General features: G+C 73.5%; 16 protein-coding genes and 1 riboswitch. Of the genes, 9 read left to right on the plus strand and 7 right to left on the minus strand.

Features of this window, described 5'->3' with window-relative positions; translation table 11 throughout:
- The first annotated feature begins 4 nt into the window (after window positions 1-4).
- The 4 genes from ACFQS2_RS15410 (at window position 5) to ACFQS2_RS15425 (ending at window position 3,910) form a co-directional block, all read left to right on the plus strand.
- Window positions 5-571, plus strand: coding sequence for a glycosyltransferase (locus ACFQS2_RS15410; RefSeq protein ID WP_377794325.1), 567 nt, complete (start codon window positions 5-7; stop codon window positions 569-571).
- A 34-nt stretch (window positions 572-605) separates the two neighbouring features.
- Window positions 606-713, plus strand: a riboswitch (TPP riboswitch).
- Window positions 714-759: 46 nt separating this feature from the next.
- Entirely contained in the window at window positions 760-1,341 is a 582-nt protein-coding gene (locus ACFQS2_RS15415) for an ECF transporter S component (protein ID WP_377019119.1), read from the plus strand.
- 10 nt (window positions 1,342-1,351) lie between these two features.
- A complete protein-coding gene (locus tag ACFQS2_RS15420) occupies window positions 1,352-3,448 on the plus strand; it encodes an ATP-binding cassette domain-containing protein (protein WP_377794327.1) in 2,097 nt (698 codons plus the stop codon).
- Window positions 3,449-3,457: 9 nt separating this feature from the next.
- Entirely contained in the window at window positions 3,458-3,910 is a 453-nt protein-coding gene (locus ACFQS2_RS15425) for an ankyrin repeat domain-containing protein (RefSeq protein ID WP_377794328.1), read from the plus strand.
- On the opposite strand, the gene ACFQS2_RS15430 is transcribed toward ACFQS2_RS15425, so the two are convergent.
- The 5 genes from ACFQS2_RS15430 to ACFQS2_RS15450 all read right to left on the minus strand — a co-directional run bounded on the left by ACFQS2_RS15430 (window position 3,911) and on the right by ACFQS2_RS15450 (window position 7,731).
- Entirely contained in the window at window positions 3,911-4,447 is a 537-nt protein-coding gene (locus ACFQS2_RS15430) for a GNAT family N-acetyltransferase (protein ID WP_377019116.1), read from the minus strand.
- Between the two features lie 10 nt (window positions 4,448-4,457).
- Window positions 4,458-5,522 carry an alpha/beta fold hydrolase gene (locus ACFQS2_RS15435; protein ID WP_377794329.1) on the minus strand — a complete coding sequence of 355 codons (1,065 nt, stop codon included), beginning with the start codon at window positions 5,520-5,522 and terminating at the stop codon, window positions 4,458-4,460.
- Window positions 5,519-6,559: an Fpg/Nei family DNA glycosylase gene (locus tag ACFQS2_RS15440; protein WP_377794330.1), complete on the minus strand. Its 1,041-nt coding sequence runs from the start codon at window positions 6,557-6,559 to the stop codon at window positions 5,519-5,521. The genes ACFQS2_RS15435 and ACFQS2_RS15440 overlap by 4 nt, the downstream gene beginning before the upstream one ends.
- Window positions 6,559-7,050: a ribose-5-phosphate isomerase gene (locus ACFQS2_RS15445; RefSeq protein WP_377794331.1), complete on the minus strand. Its 492-nt coding sequence runs from the start codon at window positions 7,048-7,050 to the stop codon at window positions 6,559-6,561. Before ACFQS2_RS15445 ends, ACFQS2_RS15440 begins: the two co-directional genes overlap by 1 nt.
- 63 nt (window positions 7,051-7,113) lie before the next feature.
- The gene (locus tag ACFQS2_RS15450) at window positions 7,114-7,731 is read right to left on the minus strand and encodes a disulfide bond formation protein DsbA (RefSeq protein ID WP_377794332.1); all 618 of its coding nucleotides are present in this window, start codon (window positions 7,729-7,731) and stop codon (window positions 7,114-7,116) included.
- 124 nt (window positions 7,732-7,855) lie between these two features.
- Here ACFQS2_RS15450 and ACFQS2_RS15455 point away from each other — a divergent pair, with 124 nt between their 5' ends.
- The gene (locus ACFQS2_RS15455; RefSeq protein WP_377794333.1) at window positions 7,856-9,679 is read left to right on the plus strand and encodes an ABC transporter transmembrane domain-containing protein; all 1,824 of its coding nucleotides are present in this window, start codon (window positions 7,856-7,858) and stop codon (window positions 9,677-9,679) included.
- The gene (locus ACFQS2_RS15460; protein WP_377794334.1) at window positions 9,676-11,538 is read left to right on the plus strand and encodes an ABC transporter ATP-binding protein; all 1,863 of its coding nucleotides are present in this window, start codon (window positions 9,676-9,678) and stop codon (window positions 11,536-11,538) included. The genes ACFQS2_RS15455 and ACFQS2_RS15460 overlap by 4 nt, the downstream gene beginning before the upstream one ends.
- Window positions 11,539-11,576: 38 nt before the next feature.
- Here the strand turns inward: ACFQS2_RS15460 and ACFQS2_RS15465 are convergent, their stop codons facing one another.
- Window positions 11,577-12,890 carry a hypothetical protein gene (locus ACFQS2_RS15465; protein WP_377794335.1) on the minus strand — a complete coding sequence of 438 codons (1,314 nt, stop codon included), beginning with the start codon at window positions 12,888-12,890 and terminating at the stop codon, window positions 11,577-11,579.
- On the opposite strand from ACFQS2_RS15465, the gene ACFQS2_RS15470 reads away from it, so the two are divergent.
- Window positions 12,889-14,139 (plus strand): protein kinase, encoded by a 1,251-nt coding sequence (locus ACFQS2_RS15470; protein ID WP_377794336.1) that lies wholly within the window; start codon window positions 12,889-12,891, stop codon window positions 14,137-14,139. The genes ACFQS2_RS15465 and ACFQS2_RS15470 overlap by 2 nt on opposite strands.
- 57 nt (window positions 14,140-14,196) lie before the next feature.
- On the opposite strand, the gene ACFQS2_RS15475 is transcribed toward ACFQS2_RS15470, so the two are convergent.
- Entirely contained in the window at window positions 14,197-14,883 is a 687-nt protein-coding gene (locus tag ACFQS2_RS15475) for a response regulator (protein WP_377019106.1), read from the minus strand.
- A gap of 38 nt (window positions 14,884-14,921) precedes the next feature.
- Between ACFQS2_RS15475 and ACFQS2_RS15480 the strand changes: the two genes are divergently transcribed.
- Together ACFQS2_RS15480 and ACFQS2_RS15485 are read left to right on the plus strand one after the other, a co-directional pair.
- Complete coding sequence (locus ACFQS2_RS15480) at window positions 14,922-16,760, plus strand: sensor histidine kinase (RefSeq protein ID WP_377794337.1); 1,839 nt, start codon at window positions 14,922-14,924, stop codon at window positions 16,758-16,760.
- A gap of 63 nt (window positions 16,761-16,823) precedes the next feature.
- Window positions 16,824-17,921 carry a fatty acid desaturase family protein gene (locus ACFQS2_RS15485; RefSeq protein ID WP_377794338.1) on the plus strand — a complete coding sequence of 366 codons (1,098 nt, stop codon included), beginning with the start codon at window positions 16,824-16,826 and terminating at the stop codon, window positions 17,919-17,921.
- The last annotated feature ends 100 nt before the right edge of the window (window positions 17,922-18,021 follow it).

An 18,021-nucleotide genomic window follows, 5' to 3' on the forward strand; every position in this document is an offset into this window, starting at 1 on the left:
TCCCGTGAGGCCCGAGGCGCCGTTCTACGTCGGCACCACCAGGCCCTCCTGGGTCGGGTGGACCCGCATCGCCCTGACCCTGCTGTTCGGTGCGGTCCTGGCGCTGGTGCTGGCCCAGCGCGGCCTCGTGGCCGCCGTGCCGCCGGCCGCCGGGGTGTTCGCACTGCTGGCGCTGTGGACCTGGATGGGCCAGCACACGCGCTTCATCGTCGACGACCGCGGCCTCACGGTGAGCCTCGGCGGTTTCCTCCCGCGCCCGACGTGGCCGCTGGCCGGCTTCCGCACCGTCCAGTACCGCATCGTGCCGCAGCCGGCCGTCGGGGCAAGCCTCGGCGGCTACGGATGGCGCCGCGGCATGGTGATCCCCGCCCGGCCCGAGGAGCTGCGGCCCGTCGGCGACCGGAAGCTGCTGACCGGCGGTGAGACGCGGCAGTCCTACCGCATGGTCGTCACCCGGCCGGGGACCATGGTCGAGATCGTCGGCCGCGAGGGCACCGGGTATCTGCTGACGCCCGAGGACCCCGAGGCGACGGCCGCGGCCATCGACCAGGCGATCCGGGCGCGGCGCTGACGCCACCGCCGAGGGAGTATCCTGAGTGCCGGTCATCCACTGACAGGGGAGCACCAACGGGGTGCTGAGAGTGCGCGAACCTGCGCAGACCCTCGAACCTGATCCGGTTCACACCGGCGTAGGGAGTCGGGATATCCGTGCGGCATCGATGATGCCGTGCGCCCCTTCCGTGAGAGGAAGGAGAAGTGATGACACGCTTTCGCACCATTGATCTGCTGGTCACCGTCATGATCGGGGCAGCCTTCGGCGTCGCGTTCCTGGGGTACGGCCAGCTCTACACCCTGATCAGCCCGCTGACGATGGCGTTCCGCCCCGCCGAGGGTCTGCTGGTGGGCATCTGGTTCCTGCCCGCCGTCCTCGCCGCCCTGATCGTCCGCAAGCCCGGCGCGGCGCTGCTGGCCGAGATGATCGCGGCATGCCTCGAGATGCTGCTGGGCGGCCAGTGGGGCTGGGGCACCGTGGTCTCCGGCCTGCTGCAGGGCGGCGGCGTCGAGCTCGCCGTCGCGCTGACCGCGTACCGCCGCTTCACGCTCCCGGTGGCCGTCCTCGGCGGAGTCCTCGCCGGCGGCCTGGAATGGATCTGGGAGCGCTTCGCCTACTACCCCGAGATGAGCTGGCCCTTCGCCCTCATCCTGCTCGGGTTCTTCCTCGTCTCCGGCGCCGCGCTGGGCGGCGGCCTGGGCTGGGCCGCGACCCGTGCCCTGGTGGCCACCGGCGCGGTGGATTCGCTCGCCGCGGGACGGGAGCACGCCCGCGCCGCCGCGGCGTGAGGACTGCGGCGTGAGAACCAGGGAATCCGCCGCCGGGGCCGCGCTTGCGCTGTCCCGGCTCAGCTGGCGCCCGAACTCGCGGCGGGAGCCGACGGTCGCCGACCTCGACCTGAGCATCCCCGCCGGTCAGCGCGTGCTGCTCGCCGGCGCGAGCGGCAGCGGGAAATCGACGGTGCTGCGCGCCCTCGCCGGTCTTCTCGATGAGGAGGCCGGCGAGCTCTCGGGGCACATGGCGGTCTCGTCCCGGCCCGGAGAGCGCGGCCTGCTGCTGCAGAATCCCGCGCACGCGCTGGTGGCCGCGACCGTGGGCCGCGATGCCGCCTTCGGGCCCGAGAACGCGGCCCTGCCCCGGCCGGAGGTCCACCGGCGCGCCGCGGCGGCGCTGGATGCCGCGCAGGTGGACCTGGAGCCGTCGCGCGGCCCGCTGGAGGCCTCCGGCGGGCAGCAGCAGCGCGTCGCCCTGGCCGGCGCCCTCGCGCTCGGCCCGGACATGCTGCTGCTGGACGAACCCACGAGCATGCTCGACGCCGAGACCGCCCAGCAGGTGCGCTCGGCGATCCTGGCCAGCGCCGAGGGCCGCACCCTGGTCGTCGCGGAGCACCGGATCGAGCCCTGGCTGGATCACGTGGACCGCCTGGTGGTCCTCGGCGAGCAGGCCCGGGTCCTCGCCGACGGGGACCCGCGGACGGTGCTGGCCGCCCAGAGCGATCTGCTCGAGGAGGCCGGAGTGCTGGCGCGGCGGGAGGCGCCGCCGGATGCCGGCCCGTCTCCGCGGCGTCCGAGCGGGAGCGATCCCGGGACGGTGGTCGCCTCCCTCGAGGAGGTCACCGTGCCGCGCCGGGGCGTCACGATCCCCGTCGGCCTCGAGGCGCGGGCCGGGCAGCTGACGGTGCTGACCGGGCCCAGCGGCGCCGGCAAGACGACCGTCGTCCGCGCCCTGCTGGGGGCGATGCGCCCCGCGACCGGCACCGTCCGGCGCCCGGATCGCGAGCGCATCGCCGTCGTCCCCCAGGATCCGGAGCACTCGTTCGTCGCCGCCACCGTGCGCGAGGAGCTGCTGGCCTCTCCGTGGGCCGACGACGAGCACCTCGCGGACGAGCTCCTCGAGCGCGCAGGCCTCGCCCATCTCGCCGGGGCCAACCCCTACCGGCTCTCCGGCGGGGAGCAGCGCCGCACCGCACTCGCGGCCGCCCTCGCCCAGCAGCCCGACCTGCTGGTCCTCGACGAGCCGACGGTCGGGCTGGACGCGCGCCGCCGCGGCGCCGTGCTGGACCTGCTCGAGGAGGCCGCCGCGCGCGGCTGCTCGGTGCTGGCCGCGACCCACGACCCCGAGCTCATCGCCCGGGCCGATCACCGGATCGAGCTGCCGGATTCAGGGCACGGGGATCCTCCCCCGCCGCGCCGCCGGATCCCGGCCGACGCCCTGAACCCGCTGACCCTCTGCCTGATCGGCATCCTCGCCGCCATCGGCTCGTTCGCGGTCCAGACCTGGCAGGGCGGACTGCTCGCGCTGCTGCCGCTCGTGCTGCTGGGCCCACTGGCGGTGCGCACGCTGCGCGGCGCGGCGCTGCGGCTGACCCCGATCCTGCTCTCGGCCGCCGGGCTGGCCTGGACCACCGCCCTGCTCGGGGACGCGCCCGCGCTGTCCGGGGACGCCTGGCTGCTGGGGCTGAAGGAGGCGGCCCGGATCATGATGTTCGTCGCGCCGGGGGTACTGGCCCTGGGCAGCGTGGACGTGACCGCCCTCGGCGACGCCCTCGGAGGCCGGCTGAGACTGCCCGCCAGGCCGGTCGCGGCCTCCGTGGTCGCGCTGGTGCGAGTCGGGCACCTCGGGCGGCAGTGGGAGATCATCCTGCGCACCCGGATCCAGCGCGGGCTGGGCACGGCCGCCTCGCCGCGGCTGCTGGCCGGGGCGACGCTCGCCCTGCTGGTCGACACCCTGCGCAGCGCCGAGCAGCAGGCGCTGGCGATGGATGCCCGCGGCTTCGCGACCGCGACGCGGCGCACCTGGGCCGAACCCAGCCGGTTCGGACCGGCCGACGTGCTCGGCGCGGCGATCGCGGTGGCGCTGCTGATCTGGCCCGCGATCGCGGAGCTGCTGGTCTAGCCTGGCACCGTGAACGACGACATCCAGCCCCAGCCCTCCATCCGGCCCGACGTGCCCGCCTCCGAGGACGAGGAGGTGATCGCCCTGGCCAACTCGATGCTCGACGCCGCTCGTCGCGGGGACGGTGACGGCCTGCTGCCGCTGATCGACCGGGGCGCCCCCGCCAACCTGCGCGACGCCTCCGGCAACAGCGCCCTCATGCTCGCCGCCTACCACGGCCACGCCGAGCTGGTGCGTGAGCTCGCCGCCCGCGGGGCCGACGTCGACCTGCTGAACGACCGCCGTCAGTCCCCGCTGGCCGGGGCCGCGTTCAAGGGCTACACGGACGTCGCCGTGGCACTACTGGAGGCCGGGGCGGACCCGGGCCTGGGCTCCCCGGACGCGCTGGAGACGGCCCGGTTCTTCGAGCGCGGCGAGATAATCACCCTGATCGAGGAGCACGCGGCCCGACGCGAGGACTGATCAGTCCGCCGGATGGCGGTAGACCATCGGCACGTGCTCGATGCCTGCCTCCATGAACAGGCCGCCGACGGTCTCGTAGCCCATCGACTGGTACCACGTCTCGAGGTAGGCCTGGGCGTCGATGTGCACCTCGGCCTGCGGCGCCTGCTCGCGGGCCACGTCCAGCGCCGCGCGCATGATGCGGCGCCCGAAGCCGTCGCGACGGTTCGCGGCCCGCACGGCGAGCCGGCCGATGCGCAGCACGCCGCCGGGTTCGTGGAGGACGCGGATGTGCGCGGCGGGTTCGCGCTCCAGCCCGGCGGCCTCGGCCTCCGGCCCGGGCACCTCGATCCACAGCAGGGTGGTCGTGGCCTCGAGGTCGCGACCGTCGAGGTCCGGGTCGGTGGCCTTCTGCTCCATGGTGAAGACGTCCTGGCGGAGCTTCGCGAGCAGGTAGAGCGTGCGGGGGTCGATGTCGGGCACGACGGAGCGTCGCAGCACGGCGCCGGTCTCCGGGTCCGGAGCCGACGCCGCTGGGTGGATCACGGGTTCAGGCATGGTCACCACATTACTGCTCGGGAGCTTGCGGCGTTCCCGCCGTCGCCGCCAGCCGCGCGACGGCGGCCCGCCACTGCTCGACCATCCGCGGCCCACCGTGGCCCTCGTCCTCGATGATCACCAGTTCGCTGCCCGGCCAGGCACGATGCAGCTCCCAGGCGGTCACGGCGGGGCCGGAGACGTCGCGTCGGCCGTGGATCAGCACGCCCGGGACGCCGGCCAGGCGGCCCATACCGCCCAGCAGGCCGGCACCCGGCACGCCGCCCCAGCGCGCGGCCCAGTCGGCCACGAACCCGTCGTGAGCCCAGTAGTGGGTGACGAGGCGGGCGAAGGTACGGCGCTCACGTCGCTGCTCGTCGGTGAGATCCGCGGGCGGAGTCGCGATCTCGGTGGAGCCGGTGCCGATGCGGATGTGCTCGTCCTCCCAGGTCATCCAGGCCTCGGCCGCGGCGTCGACGAGATCGGGATCATCGCCCAGGAGCAGACGACGGTAGGCCTCGACCAGTCGCACCCGCGCCGGTGAGGTGTCGCGTCGATCGAAGTCGCCGTGCGTCTCGGCGAAGCCGGCGAACCGATCCCAGGCCTCGGGGAACACGGATCCGATCCCTTCGGTGATCCAGTCGACCTCGCGCCGCGAGGTGCTGGTGACGGCGAAGAGGACCACTCCGAGCACCCGGTCCGGATGCGCCTGGGCGTAGGCGAGGGCGAGCGTGCTGCCCCACGAGACGCCCTCGACGATCCAGGCGTCGATGCCGAGGTGCTCGCGGAGTGCCTCGATGTCGGCGACCAGGTGCGCGGTGGTGTTCGCACCGAGGTCGACGGGACCGGGGGCTCCGGCCGACGGGGTCGAGGCCCCGGCGCCCCGCTGGGAGAGGCCGACGATCCGGCAGCGATCAGAGGGAGCGCTGCGGCGGTACCCGGGACTCAGTCCGCTCCCCGGGCCGCCGTGGAGGTAGAGCACGGGCACGCCGTCGGGTGTGCCGCTCTCCTCCCACCAGATCTCGTGCCCGTCGCCCACGGGCAGGTGGCCGGAGGCGTTCAGAGGCAGGGGCGGAGGGGCGGACGCAGAGCTCACAGCGCCCATTCTGCCGCGGGGTGCTCGCGCGTCCAGGCCGCCCGGCGGCTGCGCACGCTCTGGCACCTCGGGCACCAGAACACGGTGCGGGCGGCGAGGTCGCGCGAGCGGATGGTGGTCCCGCACAGCCGGCAGGGCAGGCTCTGGCGGTGATAGACGTAGAAGGACTTCTCGCGCGGCACCACGGAGGGGTCCTCGTCGCCGTTCTGGCGGGTGCCGCGGGAGCGTTCGACGATGCGGGCCTCGAGGTCGCGGTGCTCGGGCTGGGTGGTGACGATCCGTCCGGTGCGCGCCCCGTAGGCCATCAGCGCGGCCAGGTCGGTCCACATCTGATCGAGCATGCCGGCGCTGAGATCCCGGCCGGGCACGAACGGGTCCAGGCGCGCCCGGAACAGCAGCTCGGCGCGGTAGATGTTGCCGATGCCCGCCACGACCTTCTGGTCCATCAGCTGCGTCCCGATGGCCGTGCGGGAGCGGCGCACGGCCTCCACGAACCGGCGCCGGTCGCCGCCGCCGCTGCCGTTCGCGTCCGGTCGCAGCGGGTCCGGGCCGAGCCGGTCCAGGACGGCCTGCCGGCCGGGCCCGTCGAGCACCTCGCAGGCGGTGGGACCGGTCAGCTCGGCGAGCCCGCGAGCGCCGACCAGGCGCAGCCGCACCGTCGGCCGCGGGACCAGGCGCCGCCAGTCCAGCACGCCGTCGTCCCCCAGCTCCTCCTCCTGCTCGCCCAGGCGCACGCGCGGTGCGCCGATCGCGTGGGCGTCGGCGAAGCCGGGATCGCCGGCGAAGGTCCAGGAGCCGTACAGGCCGAGGTGGACGTGGATGTGCCGGACCATCGGCGAGCCCGGGTCCACGTCCGCCGAGGGCGCCAGTGCCAGGAACAGGTGCTTGCCGGCCGCTTCGGCGGCCAGCAGCACCATGCCGTCGACCTGCGCCGCCTCCGCGAAGCGGCCCTGCGGGCTCGAGATGCGCACCCTCTCGCCCCCGAAGCCGCGGCTCAGCGCCGCGGCGAGCCGGTGGACGGTGTGCCCCTCCGGCACTACGGCGCCGAGGGGGCGGCGACGCCGGCGGGATCGCCGTAGCCGCCGGTCTCCTCGTAGCGGGCGACCAGGTCGATACGGCGCTGGTGACGCTCCTCGCCGGAGAACGGCTCGGCCAGGAACAGGTCGATCAGCGCCTCCAGCTCGGGCTCGGTGTGCTGGCGAGCGCCGACGGAGATCACGTTGGCGTCGTTGTGCTGGCGGGCGAGGCGCGCGGTGTCCTCGTTCCAGACCAGGGCGGCACGCACCCCGGTGACCTTGTTCGCGGCGATCTGCTCACCGTTGCCGGAACCGCCGATGACGATCCCGAGGGAGCCGGGATCGGCGACCACGGCCTCGCCGACGTCGGTGCAGAACGGCGGGTAGTCGTCCAGGGCGTCGTACTCGTGGGCACCGTGGTCGGTGACCTCGTGGCCCTTGTCCTGCAACGCCGCGATCAGGCGGTTCTTCAGCTCGAAGCCGGCGTGGTCGGTGCCGATGTGCACGCGCATGGGGGTGGATGTGCCTCTCTGGGTCAGGCCGGTCCGGTTCGGTCCGGTTCGGTCCGGTTCGGTTCAGCTGAAGTCGACGCCGCCGCTGCGGGTGCGCTTGAGCTCGTAGAAGCCCTCGAGCGTGGCCATGGTCGCCATCGCGTCCAGCAGACGGCCGGCATCCTCGCCCTTCGGGGCCGGGGAGACGACGGGGCCGAAGTACGCGGTGCCCTCGCCGAAGGAGATCACCGGGGTGCCGACGTCCTGGCCGACCATGGAGATGGCTCGCTCGTGGGAGGCGCGCAGCGCGGTGTCGGTCTCGTCGTCGGCAACCGGGTCGAACACGTCCATCAGCGAGGCCGGCAGCTCAGCGGCCTCCAGCGCCTGCTCGGCCACCGCCCGACGGTCCTTGTCGCCGCCGACGTGGAACCGCTCGCCCCAGGCGGTGTACCAGCGGGCGAAGGCCTCGTCCCCGTGCATGCGGGAGATCTCGATGGCCAGGCGCGCGGGAGCCCAGTTCTGATCCGTGCTGCGGCGGTAGTCGGGATCGAGGTCGCGGCCCTCGTTGAGCACGTAGAGGGACATCACCGAGAACTTCGGGGTGACCTCGCGGACCTCGGCGGCGCCCAGCAGCCAGCGGCTGGTCATCCAGGCGTAGGGGCAGGCAGGATCGACGAACAGCTCGACGGTGCGGGCAGACATGACAGCTCCTCGTGCTCGGGGGTGATGCCGCTCATTCTGTCACTGCGGGCCGTCGCCGCGGAAAGTCGCTGCGGAAAAGACGTTGCACCTGCGGCGTCGCCGGGGTTGGATCTATCAGGTGTCCGTGACCTCGTCGACGGCGGAGACCTCCGCCGCAGCTCCCCCTGCCCGCAGCCCTGCCGCCCCGGCCGCACGACGCCCCGGGGTGATGGCCTCGATCCTGCGCAACCATCGCCGGATGCTCGCGAAGGTGCTGCCGCTGGCGACGATCTCCGAGGGCGCCGAGATGCTGCTGCCGATCCTGCTCGGCGTGGTCATCGACCGCGGCATCGTCGGCGGGAACCTGGCCTTCACCCTGCTCGGAGCGCTCGGGATCATCGCGGTGCGCCTGGGCGGGATGCTGCTGTGGATCTACACGTTCCTGGCGAGCCAGAAGGCCTGCATGTACGAGCGCCACCGTCTGCGCGTGGGCCTGACCGGCGCGGTGCTGGACCCGGCCTCCCGGCGGATCCGGCGCCCGGCCGGCGAGGTGCTCTCGATCGCGACGTCCGACGCCGACAAGGCCTCCGACGTGCTGGACCTGCTGCCGTGGGGATTCCCCGCCGGCATGGTGATCCTCGGGGCCACCGTGTGGATGGGCTTCCAGGACGTGTGGCTGGGAGCGGCCATGCTGATCGGGATCGTGGTGATGGTGGTCGTGATCCGCGTGATCACCCCGACGCTCTCCCAGCGCTACGACGCCCAGCAGACCCAGGCCGCCGAGGCCGCCGCGACCGCCACCGACCTGGTGCACGGACTGCGGGTGCTGCAGGGCCTGGGCGTGCAGTCCCGGGCCCGCGCCCACTACCGCCGCCGCTCCCGCGTGGCGCTGGAGGCGGCGCTGGTCAACGCCCGCTACTCGGGTCTCTCCTCGGGCCTGACCACGCTGGTCACCGGGGCGATGCTGGCCGCCGTCGTCGTCATCGCCACCGTCCGCGGGCTGCAGGGTGACCTGGGCATCGGCGCCCTGATCGCCGTGGTCGGCGTCGCGCGCCAGGTCATGGGGTCGCTGCAGGGGCTCTCCGGGATGCCGGTGTGGTGGGCGAGCATGTCGACATCCGCCCGTCGTGTCCGTGACCTGTTCGCCGACCTCGGCCGCGAGGTCGACGATCCCGCTCTGACGCTCAGAGCTCTCTCGGTCGGGCGCGATGACCGCGGCGAGGGCACCGCCGCCCGCCGGGAACGGCGCGGCGCGGCCGGCGGTCTGCACATCCGCGACCGGGGCCATGGCCGCAGCCTCGACATCTCCGTGCCCGACGGCACGTTCGTCGCGGTCGCCTGCGCCGACGTGGCCGATGCCGACGCCATCATCGACGCCGTCAGCGGACTCGGCGACGGGGACGGCCTCCAGGCGTCCCTGGGCGAGCGCCCGATCGTCCCGGAGCAGCGCGCGAGCCTGCGAGCGGACCTGCTGGTGGAGCCGCACGTGGTGGATCTGTTCGACGGGACGCTGCGCGAGCAGCTGGCCACCCGCGCCCCGGAGACCGCCGCGACCGACGGCAGCGACGACTCCTGGGCGGATGCCGCCCTGCATGCCGCCGGCGCCGAGGACCTGCTGCGGATCCTGCCCGACGGGTACGAGTCGCGCATCCTCGATCGTGGCTCCAACCTCTCCGGCGGCCAGCGCCAGCGCATCGCCCTCGCGCGCGCCGTCGCGGCCGATACCCCCGTCCTCGTGCTGCAGGACCCCACCACCGCGGTCGACGCCGTCACCGAGCAGCACATCGCCGAGGCCCTGGTCGCCGCCCGCCGCCGCAGCGACCGGGCGACGCTGGTGCTCGCCCGCTCCCCCGCTCTGCTGCGGGAGGCGGACCGCGTGGTGTACGTGCGCGCCGGGGAGGTGGTCGCCGAGGGCGAGCACCTCGAGCTCATGGACCGTGACGACTACCGGGAGATGGTGCAGCGATGAGCGCGACCACGAGGCGCGGCACGCCGACGCACGACCTCGACTGGACGCGCCCGGTGGACGAGGTCCTGGGCGATGACGCCACCGCCCAGCACCAGCTCGCCGAGCACGCCCAGCTGCTGCCGATCGCGGGCGCCGGCCAGGCGACGCGGTTCATGCTCGGCAGGCTCCGCGAGCACCGTCTGGCCGCGCTGGCCACCGCGGCGGTGACGATCGGCGGCGCCATCGCGGCGGCGATCCTGCCGCGGCTGATCGGCGCGGCGGTCGACGTCGTCGCGGGCGGCGGGGACCCCGCCGCGGCATGGTGGCTCGGCGCGCAGGTTCTCGGCGTCGGCATCATCCAGGCGGTGCTGGCCGCCGCCGGCTGGTCGATGGTCTCGGCGCTCGGACAGCGGATCCTGGCCGGGATGCGCGAGGACGTCATCGACCGCGCCCTGGACCTGCCCGCGCACACCATGGAGCGCTCCGGCATCGGCGACGCCCTCTCCCGGGTCGCCGACGACGTCGACGTGGCCGCGCGTGCCGTGAACAACCTGGTGCCCTCACTGATCCAGATGGGCTTCTACGTGATGGTGACCATGGTCGGCATGGCGACCCTGTCCCCGTGGCTGCTGATCCTGGTGGTGCTGGTGGTGCCGATGTACGCGCTGGCGGCGCTGTGGTATCTGCGGCGCACCGCACCCCTGTACCGTCGCGAGCGGATCGCGATGGGCGCCCGCGCCCAGGGGCTGCTCTCCGCGATCCACGGCATCCCCACGGTGCACGCCTACGGCATCGAGCGCCGCGAGACCCGGCACGTCGCGGTGCTCTCGGAGACCGCCTCGGTGCTGAACATGAGGGTGATGTTCCTGGTCAGCCGCCTGGTGGCCTTCATCGCCATCCCGGAGAACCTGGCCCTGCTGCTGGTGCTCGGGCTCGGATTCGTGATTGTGCACGTGGCCGGAGCGCCGATCGGCGTGGTCACCGCCGCCGGCATCTACCTGGTCAGCCTGTTCTGGCCGATGATGGCGGTCATCTTCAACCTCGACGAGGTGCAGTCCGCCGTCGCGAGCCTGTCGCGCATGGTCGGGGTGATCTCCTCGATCGACCCCGCCGCCTCCCCGGGCGAGGAACGCCCCCAGGACGCCTCGATCCGCCTCGAGCAGGTCTCCCACGCCTACGGCACCGACGACGAGGGCCGGGAGCGGACCGTGCTGCATCCGATCGACCTCGACATCGCCCCGGGTGAGGTGGTCTCCCTGGTGGGAGCCTCCGGGGCGGGCAAGTCGACGCTCGCGGCGATCCTCGCCGGCACCCTGGTCCCCCGCCACGGCACGGTGCTGCACGGCGGCGCCGACCTCGCCCGGGCCGACATCGACGCGGTGCGCAGCCACGCCTCGATCGTCAGCCAGGACGTGCACGTCTTCCGCGGCACGCTCCGCGAGGACCTGCGACTGGCGCGGCCCGGGGCGAGCGACGAGGAGCTGTGGGAGGCGCTGCACCGCGTGGACGCCTGGATCTGGGCGCAGCGCCTTCCCCACGGCCTGGACACCGAGGTCGGGGAGAAGGGTGAGCGCCTCACCGCGGAGCAGGCCCAGCAGCTGGCCCTGGCCCGCATCTCGCTGCAGGACCCCGCCGTGCTGGTGCTCGACGAGGCCACGGCCGACGAAGGCTCCTCCGGCGCCCGGGTGCTGGAACGGGCGGCGCTCGAGGTGGCCCGGGGCCGCACCACGATCATCGTGGCCCACCGCCTGTCCCAGGCGATGGTCGCCGACCGGATCCTGATGATGGCCGACGGCCGGGTGGTCGAGCAGGGCAGCCACGAGGAGCTGGTGGCGCGGGGCGGCGAGTACGCCCGGCTGTGGAGGGCCTGGGCGGGCTGAACGGGGTCGGCGACTGCGCGGTTCGGCGACTGCGCGGTTCAGCGACTGCGCAGGCGCAGCACCAGGATGCCGGCCACGCCGGTCACCAGTGCCGTCACCGTCAGTAGGCCGGCGCCCACGAACATGGCGACGCGTCCGAGGCCGCCGGCGGACCCGAACAGTCCGTCACGCTGCGAGGTGGTCTCGCCCAGTTCGAGCACGGTGCCCTCGACGGCGTCGGGCGCGACCTCTCCCTCGACCTCGAGGGTGAGGATCAGCCTCAGCGGCTCCTCCGCGCCGGGTTCCGCGTCGGCCGGAAGCTGCAGCCGCTGGAGCTGGATCGTGTGGGTCCCCGGCAGCCAGGCGGATTGCACCGCGCGCAGCTCCGAGCTGCGATTGCCCAGATCCACCGGGGCGGCCATGCCGCCCCCGGCGATCGGGTCGCCGTCGTAGGCCGTCCAGGAGCCGCCGCCCACCGTCACCTGTTCACGCGCGGCGTTGAAGGTCCGCAGCGCGAGGACGTCCTTGCCGCCGTCGGGCTGTGCGGTGACCTCCGTGCGCCAGCGCAGACGCTGACCCTCGCGGACCTGTGTCGAGACCATTCCGGTCTCCCCGGGAACGAGCTCGACCACGTGGGAGCCGGGCTCGAGCGGGGTGGCAGCGGCGAAGGACCGCCCCAGCTCGATCGGCTGGTCGTCGACGGGAGAGACGGGGGACGCGCCGTCGTCCTCGACCTCCTCGTCCACCGCGGGTGCGCCGCCGCCGATCCCGGGCGGCTGGATCGCGACCTGGATCTCCACGGGAAGCGGCTCGTCGGCCGCCCGTGATCCCTGCCGGGCGACCCGCAGGAAGAGCTCCTCGCCGGAGCAGCCGTCGGGACCGACCGCCTCGGAGACGGCCCAGGCCGTCACCGGTCCGTCCCCGGTCATGTCCTCCCCGGCGAAGTCGTCGTCGCTGGTACAGGTATCGCCTCCCGCGGTGCGGAAGCCGATGGCCAGGCCCAGTCCCTCGTCGTCCTCGGGCCGGCCATCCGGGTAGGGCGGCGCCGCGATGGTCGCGGCCGCATGCACGCGCTCGCCGTCCTCGACGGCCACCCGGTAGTACTTCACGGTCCCGTCCTCGGAGGTGCTCTCGGCGCCGCGCTCGAAGGAATCGCGATGGATCCCGGGAGACACCGTCGTGGCCTGGGCGAGGGAGGCCCCTCCCTGGACGTCCTGCCCGTCGGCCGAATAGGCGTGCTCCGGCGGGGTCGGCTCGTCCGAGGGATCGGCGAGCGCGGCCGGCGCCGCACCGAGCAGCACGAGCGCCATGGCCAGTGCCACGATCAGCGCCGCCGGGGCCGGGGCGGACGCTCGCGGGGAGTGCTCTAGCATGACCACCATCATGTCCGATGTCATCGCAGGCCGCATCGAGCTGCTCGATCCTCTCGCCCGCGGCGCCTCCGGGTCGCTGTGGCGCGCCATCGACCGCCGCTACGGGGCGATCTGCGCAGCGAAGGTCATGCGCCAGCGGGACGGCGCCGAGGTGCTGCGCTTCGTGCGCGAGCAGACCGTCGGCACCGCCCAGGGCCTCGGCAAGCATCCCCACCTGCTCCCGCCCTACACGTGGGTCGCCGAGGACGACACCGTCGTGCTGGTGATGCCCCTGGTCCACGGCGGCACCCTCGCCGGGGCGCTGGCCGACCACGGCGCTCTGGCCCCTTCGCTGGTCGCTCACCTGCTGCGGCAGCTGCTCGACGCCCTCGCGGCGATGCACGACTCCTCATGGGTCCATCGGGACGTGAAACCCGCGAACCTGCTGCTGGACCGCACGGGGGATGCGGCACCGCACCTTCTCCTGGCCGACTTCGGTATCGCGCTGCACGAGTCGGACGTGCGGCTGACGGAGACGGGACTCGTGCACGGCACCCCGGGATTCATGGCACCCGAAGTGCTCACGGGCGAGGCGAGCTCAGCGGCGCAGGACGTCTGGGCGGCAGCGGCCTGCGCCCTGGAGGCCCTCGACCCGTTGCCGCCCCGGCAGCGGGTCGACGTGGCATCCCTTCCGGACCGAGCCGCCCGCGCCCTCGCCGGCAGCGCCGATCCTGCGGCCGGTCCGCTGGGGGAGCTGCTGTGCGCCATGCTCGACGCGGACCCCACCCGGCGCCCGGCGGCCGTGCAGGCCCGGGACGCCATCGTCCCGCCGTCCGCTCCCCCCGCGCAGTGGTCCCGCACGGCCACCGGCGAGCGCTTCGTGGTCGCCGATCAGGTCGAGGCCGGCCACCTGCCCGAGGTGCCGCTGGATGGCCCGGAGAGCCTCGCCGGGCTGGCCCCCGGGCTGCACGAACGGATCACGGCGCGGTCCGCCCCGAACCCGACTCTCTCCTCCGACCCGAGCCCGAGCCCGAGCCCGCGAGCGCGGCAGGACTCCACCGAGGAGTTCATGCACGATCCGACGCGGCGCAATCCCCAGTCATACCTGCCGCCGCATCCGGTGCAGGCTGCGCCGTCCGGGCCCGCGACCGCGCAGCCGCCTTCTCCGGCGGCTCGGCGCTCCGGCGCCTGGATCGGCGTGCTCCTGCTGGTGGTCGCCGCGCTGTGCCTCGCGGGCGCGGCTGCCCTGGTCGCGGCCGCCTTGATGTGACAGGTGCCGCGGTTCGGCGCGGTTCCCGGCCACTCCCGGACGGTCGCTCCCGGACGGTCACTCGCCCGCGCGGACCAGCCCGGCCTCGTACGCGGCGACCACCAGCTGGGTGCGGTCGCGCAGACTCAGCTTGCCCAGCATCCGGGAGACATGGGTCTTGACGGTCTGCTCGGCCATGTACAGCTCGTCGGCGATCTCGCGGTTCGATCGTCCCCGGGCCACCAGCCGCAGCACGTCCAGCTCCCGCTCGGTCAGGGCCGCCAGGCTCACGTCCGGGCGCGCGGACTGCTCCGGTCGGGAGACGAAGTCCGCGATCAGCGTGCGCGTCACGCGCGGTGCCAGCAGTGCCTCACCGGCGGCGACCACCCGCACCGCGTGGACGAGCTCATCGGGTGTGGAATCCTTGTGCAGGAATCCGCTCGCTCCCGCCCGCAGGGCGGCGAACACGTACTCGTCGGCATCGAAGGTGGTCAGCATGATGATCTTCGGTGGCGTGCCGGGCATCTCGAGCACCGCCCGGGTCGCGTCCAGCCCGCCCACGTTCGGCATGCGGATGTCCATGAGCACCACGTGGGGCCGGACCTCCTCGACCATGCCGGTGATGCCGGCGCCGTCCGCCGCGGTGCCGACGACCTCGATCCCCTCCTGGGCGTTCAGCAGGGCCTCGAAGCCACCGCGGATCATCGACTGGTCGTCGACGATCAGCACACGGATCGCGGAGGCCGGCTCGGCGGGGTCGGTCATGCGGTCACCGTATCCCAGCTTCCCGGGAGGAGCGCCCCATGCTGCTGGTCCCTGACCGCCGCGTATTGGGCCGCCTCGGCCATGACCTGGCCCTGGTCCTGCCGGGCCTGCCGCTGACCCTGGTCGCCGTGGCCATGCTGACCCCGCTGATGGCCGTCTCCTCGGTCCTGGCGATCGTCTGGGTGGGCGTGCTGCTGTTCCCGGTGACGCTCACCCTCGCCTCGGTCTGCGCGAGTCTGGACCGCTGGCGGCTCGCCCTCTGGGGAGTCGACGTCACTCCCCCGCGCTACCGCCCCCGCGGACGGGGCGTCGCCGGGGTGCTCCGTCTGATCACCGACTCCCGTCGCTGGCTCGACCTTGCCTTCGAGGCACTGATCGCGCTGCCGGTGCGCGTATTGACGGTGGGGACCACGGTGCTCTGGGCGGTCGGTGCGGTGGCGGGCCTCACCTCATGGGCGTGGGGACGGCTCCTGCCGCCCGGCAGCGGCGACGTCCCCGGCCAGGACCTGCCCGGCGGGTGGGCGGTGGCCCTGGTCGTCGGCCTCCTGCTCGCTCTGACGTTCCCCGCCATCGTGCATGCCCTGGCACTGCTGGACGTCGCGGTCACTGCCGCCCTGCTGGGTGGTGCCGTGCCGGGGGCCCGTCGCAGCGGAGAGGCCCCGGCGACGGTCGGATCGGATGCCGACGAACGGCTGCGGGAGAACGCCTGGACCCGCATGACCATCGCCTTCATCGGCTTCGTCCTGGTCGTCGTGGGCTGGCCCGTGACCGCCACCCTCTACCACGTCCATCCGGCCCTGGCGATGGTCGTGACCGTGGCCCACAGCGTCGCTGCCCTGCTGGCGGTGCGCTGGAACTGGGCGGGCCTGTCCCTGGGGGTCCTCGCCGCGCTGGCCACGATCCTGATCACCGCCGGCGAGCAGACGCTGGCCCCCTGGCCGTGGCCCGTGACCGCGCTGCTGGCACACTGCCTCGTCCTCGCCGTGCTGGCGGTCTTCCACCGCTGGTTCTGGGCGGTCTCTGCCTGGTCCGCCGGGGCCGCACTGACCCTCGGGGCACTGCTGGAGACCGATCCGGCCTCGATGCCGAGCGGGACGCTGCGCGGGGTGATGACCAACGGCGTGGTGCTGGTGGCCATCAGCGGCGGCGTGGTGCTGCTCGGGCTGACCGTGCGCCAGTGGGTGCTGATCAGCGGCCGCGTCGAGCAGGCCCAGACCGTCAGCGCCGAGGAGGTCCGGCGCCGGTTCGAGCTGGAGGAGCGCAGCCGCATCGCCCGCGAGCTCCACGACGTCGTCGCCCATTCGATGTCGGTGATCACCGTGCAGGCCGGCACCGCGAAGTTCCGACTCACGGGCCTGGATGCGCAGGCCGAGCAGGAGTTCGAGGACATCGCCGCCTCCTCCCGGCAGGCACTCGGTGAGATGCGCTCACTGCTGGCGACCCTGCGCACCGACGACTCCCTCGACGAGGTCCCCATGCCGGGCCTGGCGGACATCGAGCAGCTGGCCGAGGCCAGCCGCGCCTCCGGGGCCGCGATCGACGTCGACCTCGATGACATCGACGAGACGGAGGTTCCGCCCACGGTGGGGCTGACGGCCTACCGCGTCGTGCAGGAGGCCCTGAGCAATGCGCTGCGCCATGCGCGCGGCGCCGCGATCCAGGTGCGGGTAGTGGCCACCGGCGCCTCCCTGGACGTCGAGGTCTCCAACCGCGCCGCCGACGCCGGGCACGAGCCCATCCCCGGCTCCGGACTGGGCCTGGCGGGCACCCGGGAACGCGTCACCGCCCTCGGCGGCACCGTCGAGGCGGGCCCCACCGCCGACGGCGGGTTCACCGTGGTGGCCAGGATCCCCATCGCCGATCCCCTACCCCGGTAGGGGGTCGAGGTTCGCTCCCCGGAGGGACGCGGAACCGACCTGGCGACCTCTAGCGTCGAGGGCATGACGACCACCGCCGCACCGCGCCCCACCGGCGCGCGGTCCACACCGCCCAACCGCGACTACTTCGAGCTCTCCGAGCGCGCCAAGGCCGCCGGGCTCATGGGCCGACGGGTGGGCACCTACATGGTGCGCACCGCCTCTCTCGCCCTCGCGTTCCTCGGTGCCACCGCCGCGATGTTCGCCCTCGGCTCCTCGCCGTGGCAGCTGGCCATCGGCGGCGTATTCGGGATCCTGTTCACCCAGGCCGCGTTCCTCGCCCACGACAGCGCCCACCAGCAGGTGTTCGCCTCGGGCCGCCGCAACGAGTGGTTCTCACGGATCGTGGGCAACCTGGTGGTGGGGCTGAGCCTCGCCTGGTGGACCCGCAAGCACAACAAACACCACGCTCACCCCAACACCATCGGCAAGGACGGCGACATCGCCGGCGGCGTGCTGGTGTTCGTCCCCGGTGACGAGAAGGGGCGCACCGGCTTCATGGGCTGGCTCGCCAAGCGCCAGGGCTGGGCCTTCATCCCGATGCTGAGCCTGTTCGCCTTCGTGCTGCACTTCGAGGCCATCTCCTCGGTGGTGAAGAACAGAAAGATGAAGCACCGCGTCGCCGAGGGCCTGCTGGTCGCCATCCGTCTGATCGGATTCCCCGCCCTCGCCGTCGCCGCGATGGGCCCGCTGTGGGCGCTCGCCTTCCTCGGCGTCCAGTTCGCCGTGTTCGGCATCTACATGGGCGGCTCCTTCGCCCCCAACCACAAGGGCATGGCACTGCTGCCGGAGGACCTCGAGGTCGACTACCTCCGGCGTCAGGTGCTCACCTCGCGCAACATCACCGGTGGCCGGCCCATGGACTGGGCGATGGGCGGCCTGAACCTCCAGGTCGAGCACCATCTGTTCCCGCGGATGCCCAGCTCGAACCTGCGCAAGGTGCGCCCGCTGGTCAAGGAGTTCTGCGCCGAGAAGAACATCCCCTACACCGAGACGGACCTCGTGACGTCCTACGGGATCATCATCCGGTACCTCAACCGGGTGGGGCTGGGCTACGCCGACCCGATGGACTGCCCGATCGTCTCCCAGCTGCGCACCGGCGCCCCCGTGCGGGCCGCCTGAGCCCTGACGCCCCGGCGCGCCGCCCACCGGGCCCGGGGCGAGGCGGTATGGTCGCCCCATACGCCTACCCCTTCACGGGCAGCGCAGCCCCGGCTCGGTG

The sequence above is a fragment of the Brachybacterium sp. GCM10030267 genome (genome assembly GCF_042666875.1).
GTDB lineage: Bacteria > Actinomycetota > Actinomycetes > Actinomycetales > Dermabacteraceae > Brachybacterium.

Excerpts from the sequence above, each read along its gene's own strand:
- ACFQS2_RS15415 (WP_377019119.1), top strand. The coding sequence starts at position 760 with ATGACACGCTTTCGCACCATTGATCTGCTGGTCACCGTCATGATCGGG.
- ACFQS2_RS15430 (WP_377019116.1), bottom strand. The coding sequence starts at position 4,447 with ATGCCTGAACCCGTGATCCACCCAGCGGCGTCGGCTCCGGACCCGGAG.
- ACFQS2_RS15445 (WP_377794331.1), bottom strand. The coding sequence starts at position 7,050 with ATGCGCGTGCACATCGGCACCGACCACGCCGGCTTCGAGCTGAAGAAC.
- ACFQS2_RS15450 (WP_377794332.1), bottom strand. The coding sequence starts at position 7,731 with ATGTCTGCCCGCACCGTCGAGCTGTTCGTCGATCCTGCCTGCCCCTAC.
- ACFQS2_RS15460 (WP_377794334.1), top strand. The coding sequence starts at position 9,676 with ATGAGCGCGACCACGAGGCGCGGCACGCCGACGCACGACCTCGACTGG.
- ACFQS2_RS15470 (WP_377794336.1), top strand. The coding sequence starts at position 12,889 with ATGACCACCATCATGTCCGATGTCATCGCAGGCCGCATCGAGCTGCTC.
- ACFQS2_RS15465 (WP_377794335.1), bottom strand. The coding sequence starts at position 12,890 with ATGCTAGAGCACTCCCCGCGAGCGTCCGCCCCGGCCCCGGCGGCGCTG.
- ACFQS2_RS15475 (WP_377019106.1), bottom strand. The coding sequence starts at position 14,883 with ATGACCGACCCCGCCGAGCCGGCCTCCGCGATCCGTGTGCTGATCGTC.
- ACFQS2_RS15480 (WP_377794337.1), top strand. The coding sequence starts at position 14,922 with ATGCTGCTGGTCCCTGACCGCCGCGTATTGGGCCGCCTCGGCCATGAC.
- ACFQS2_RS15485 (WP_377794338.1), top strand. The coding sequence starts at position 16,824 with ATGACGACCACCGCCGCACCGCGCCCCACCGGCGCGCGGTCCACACCG.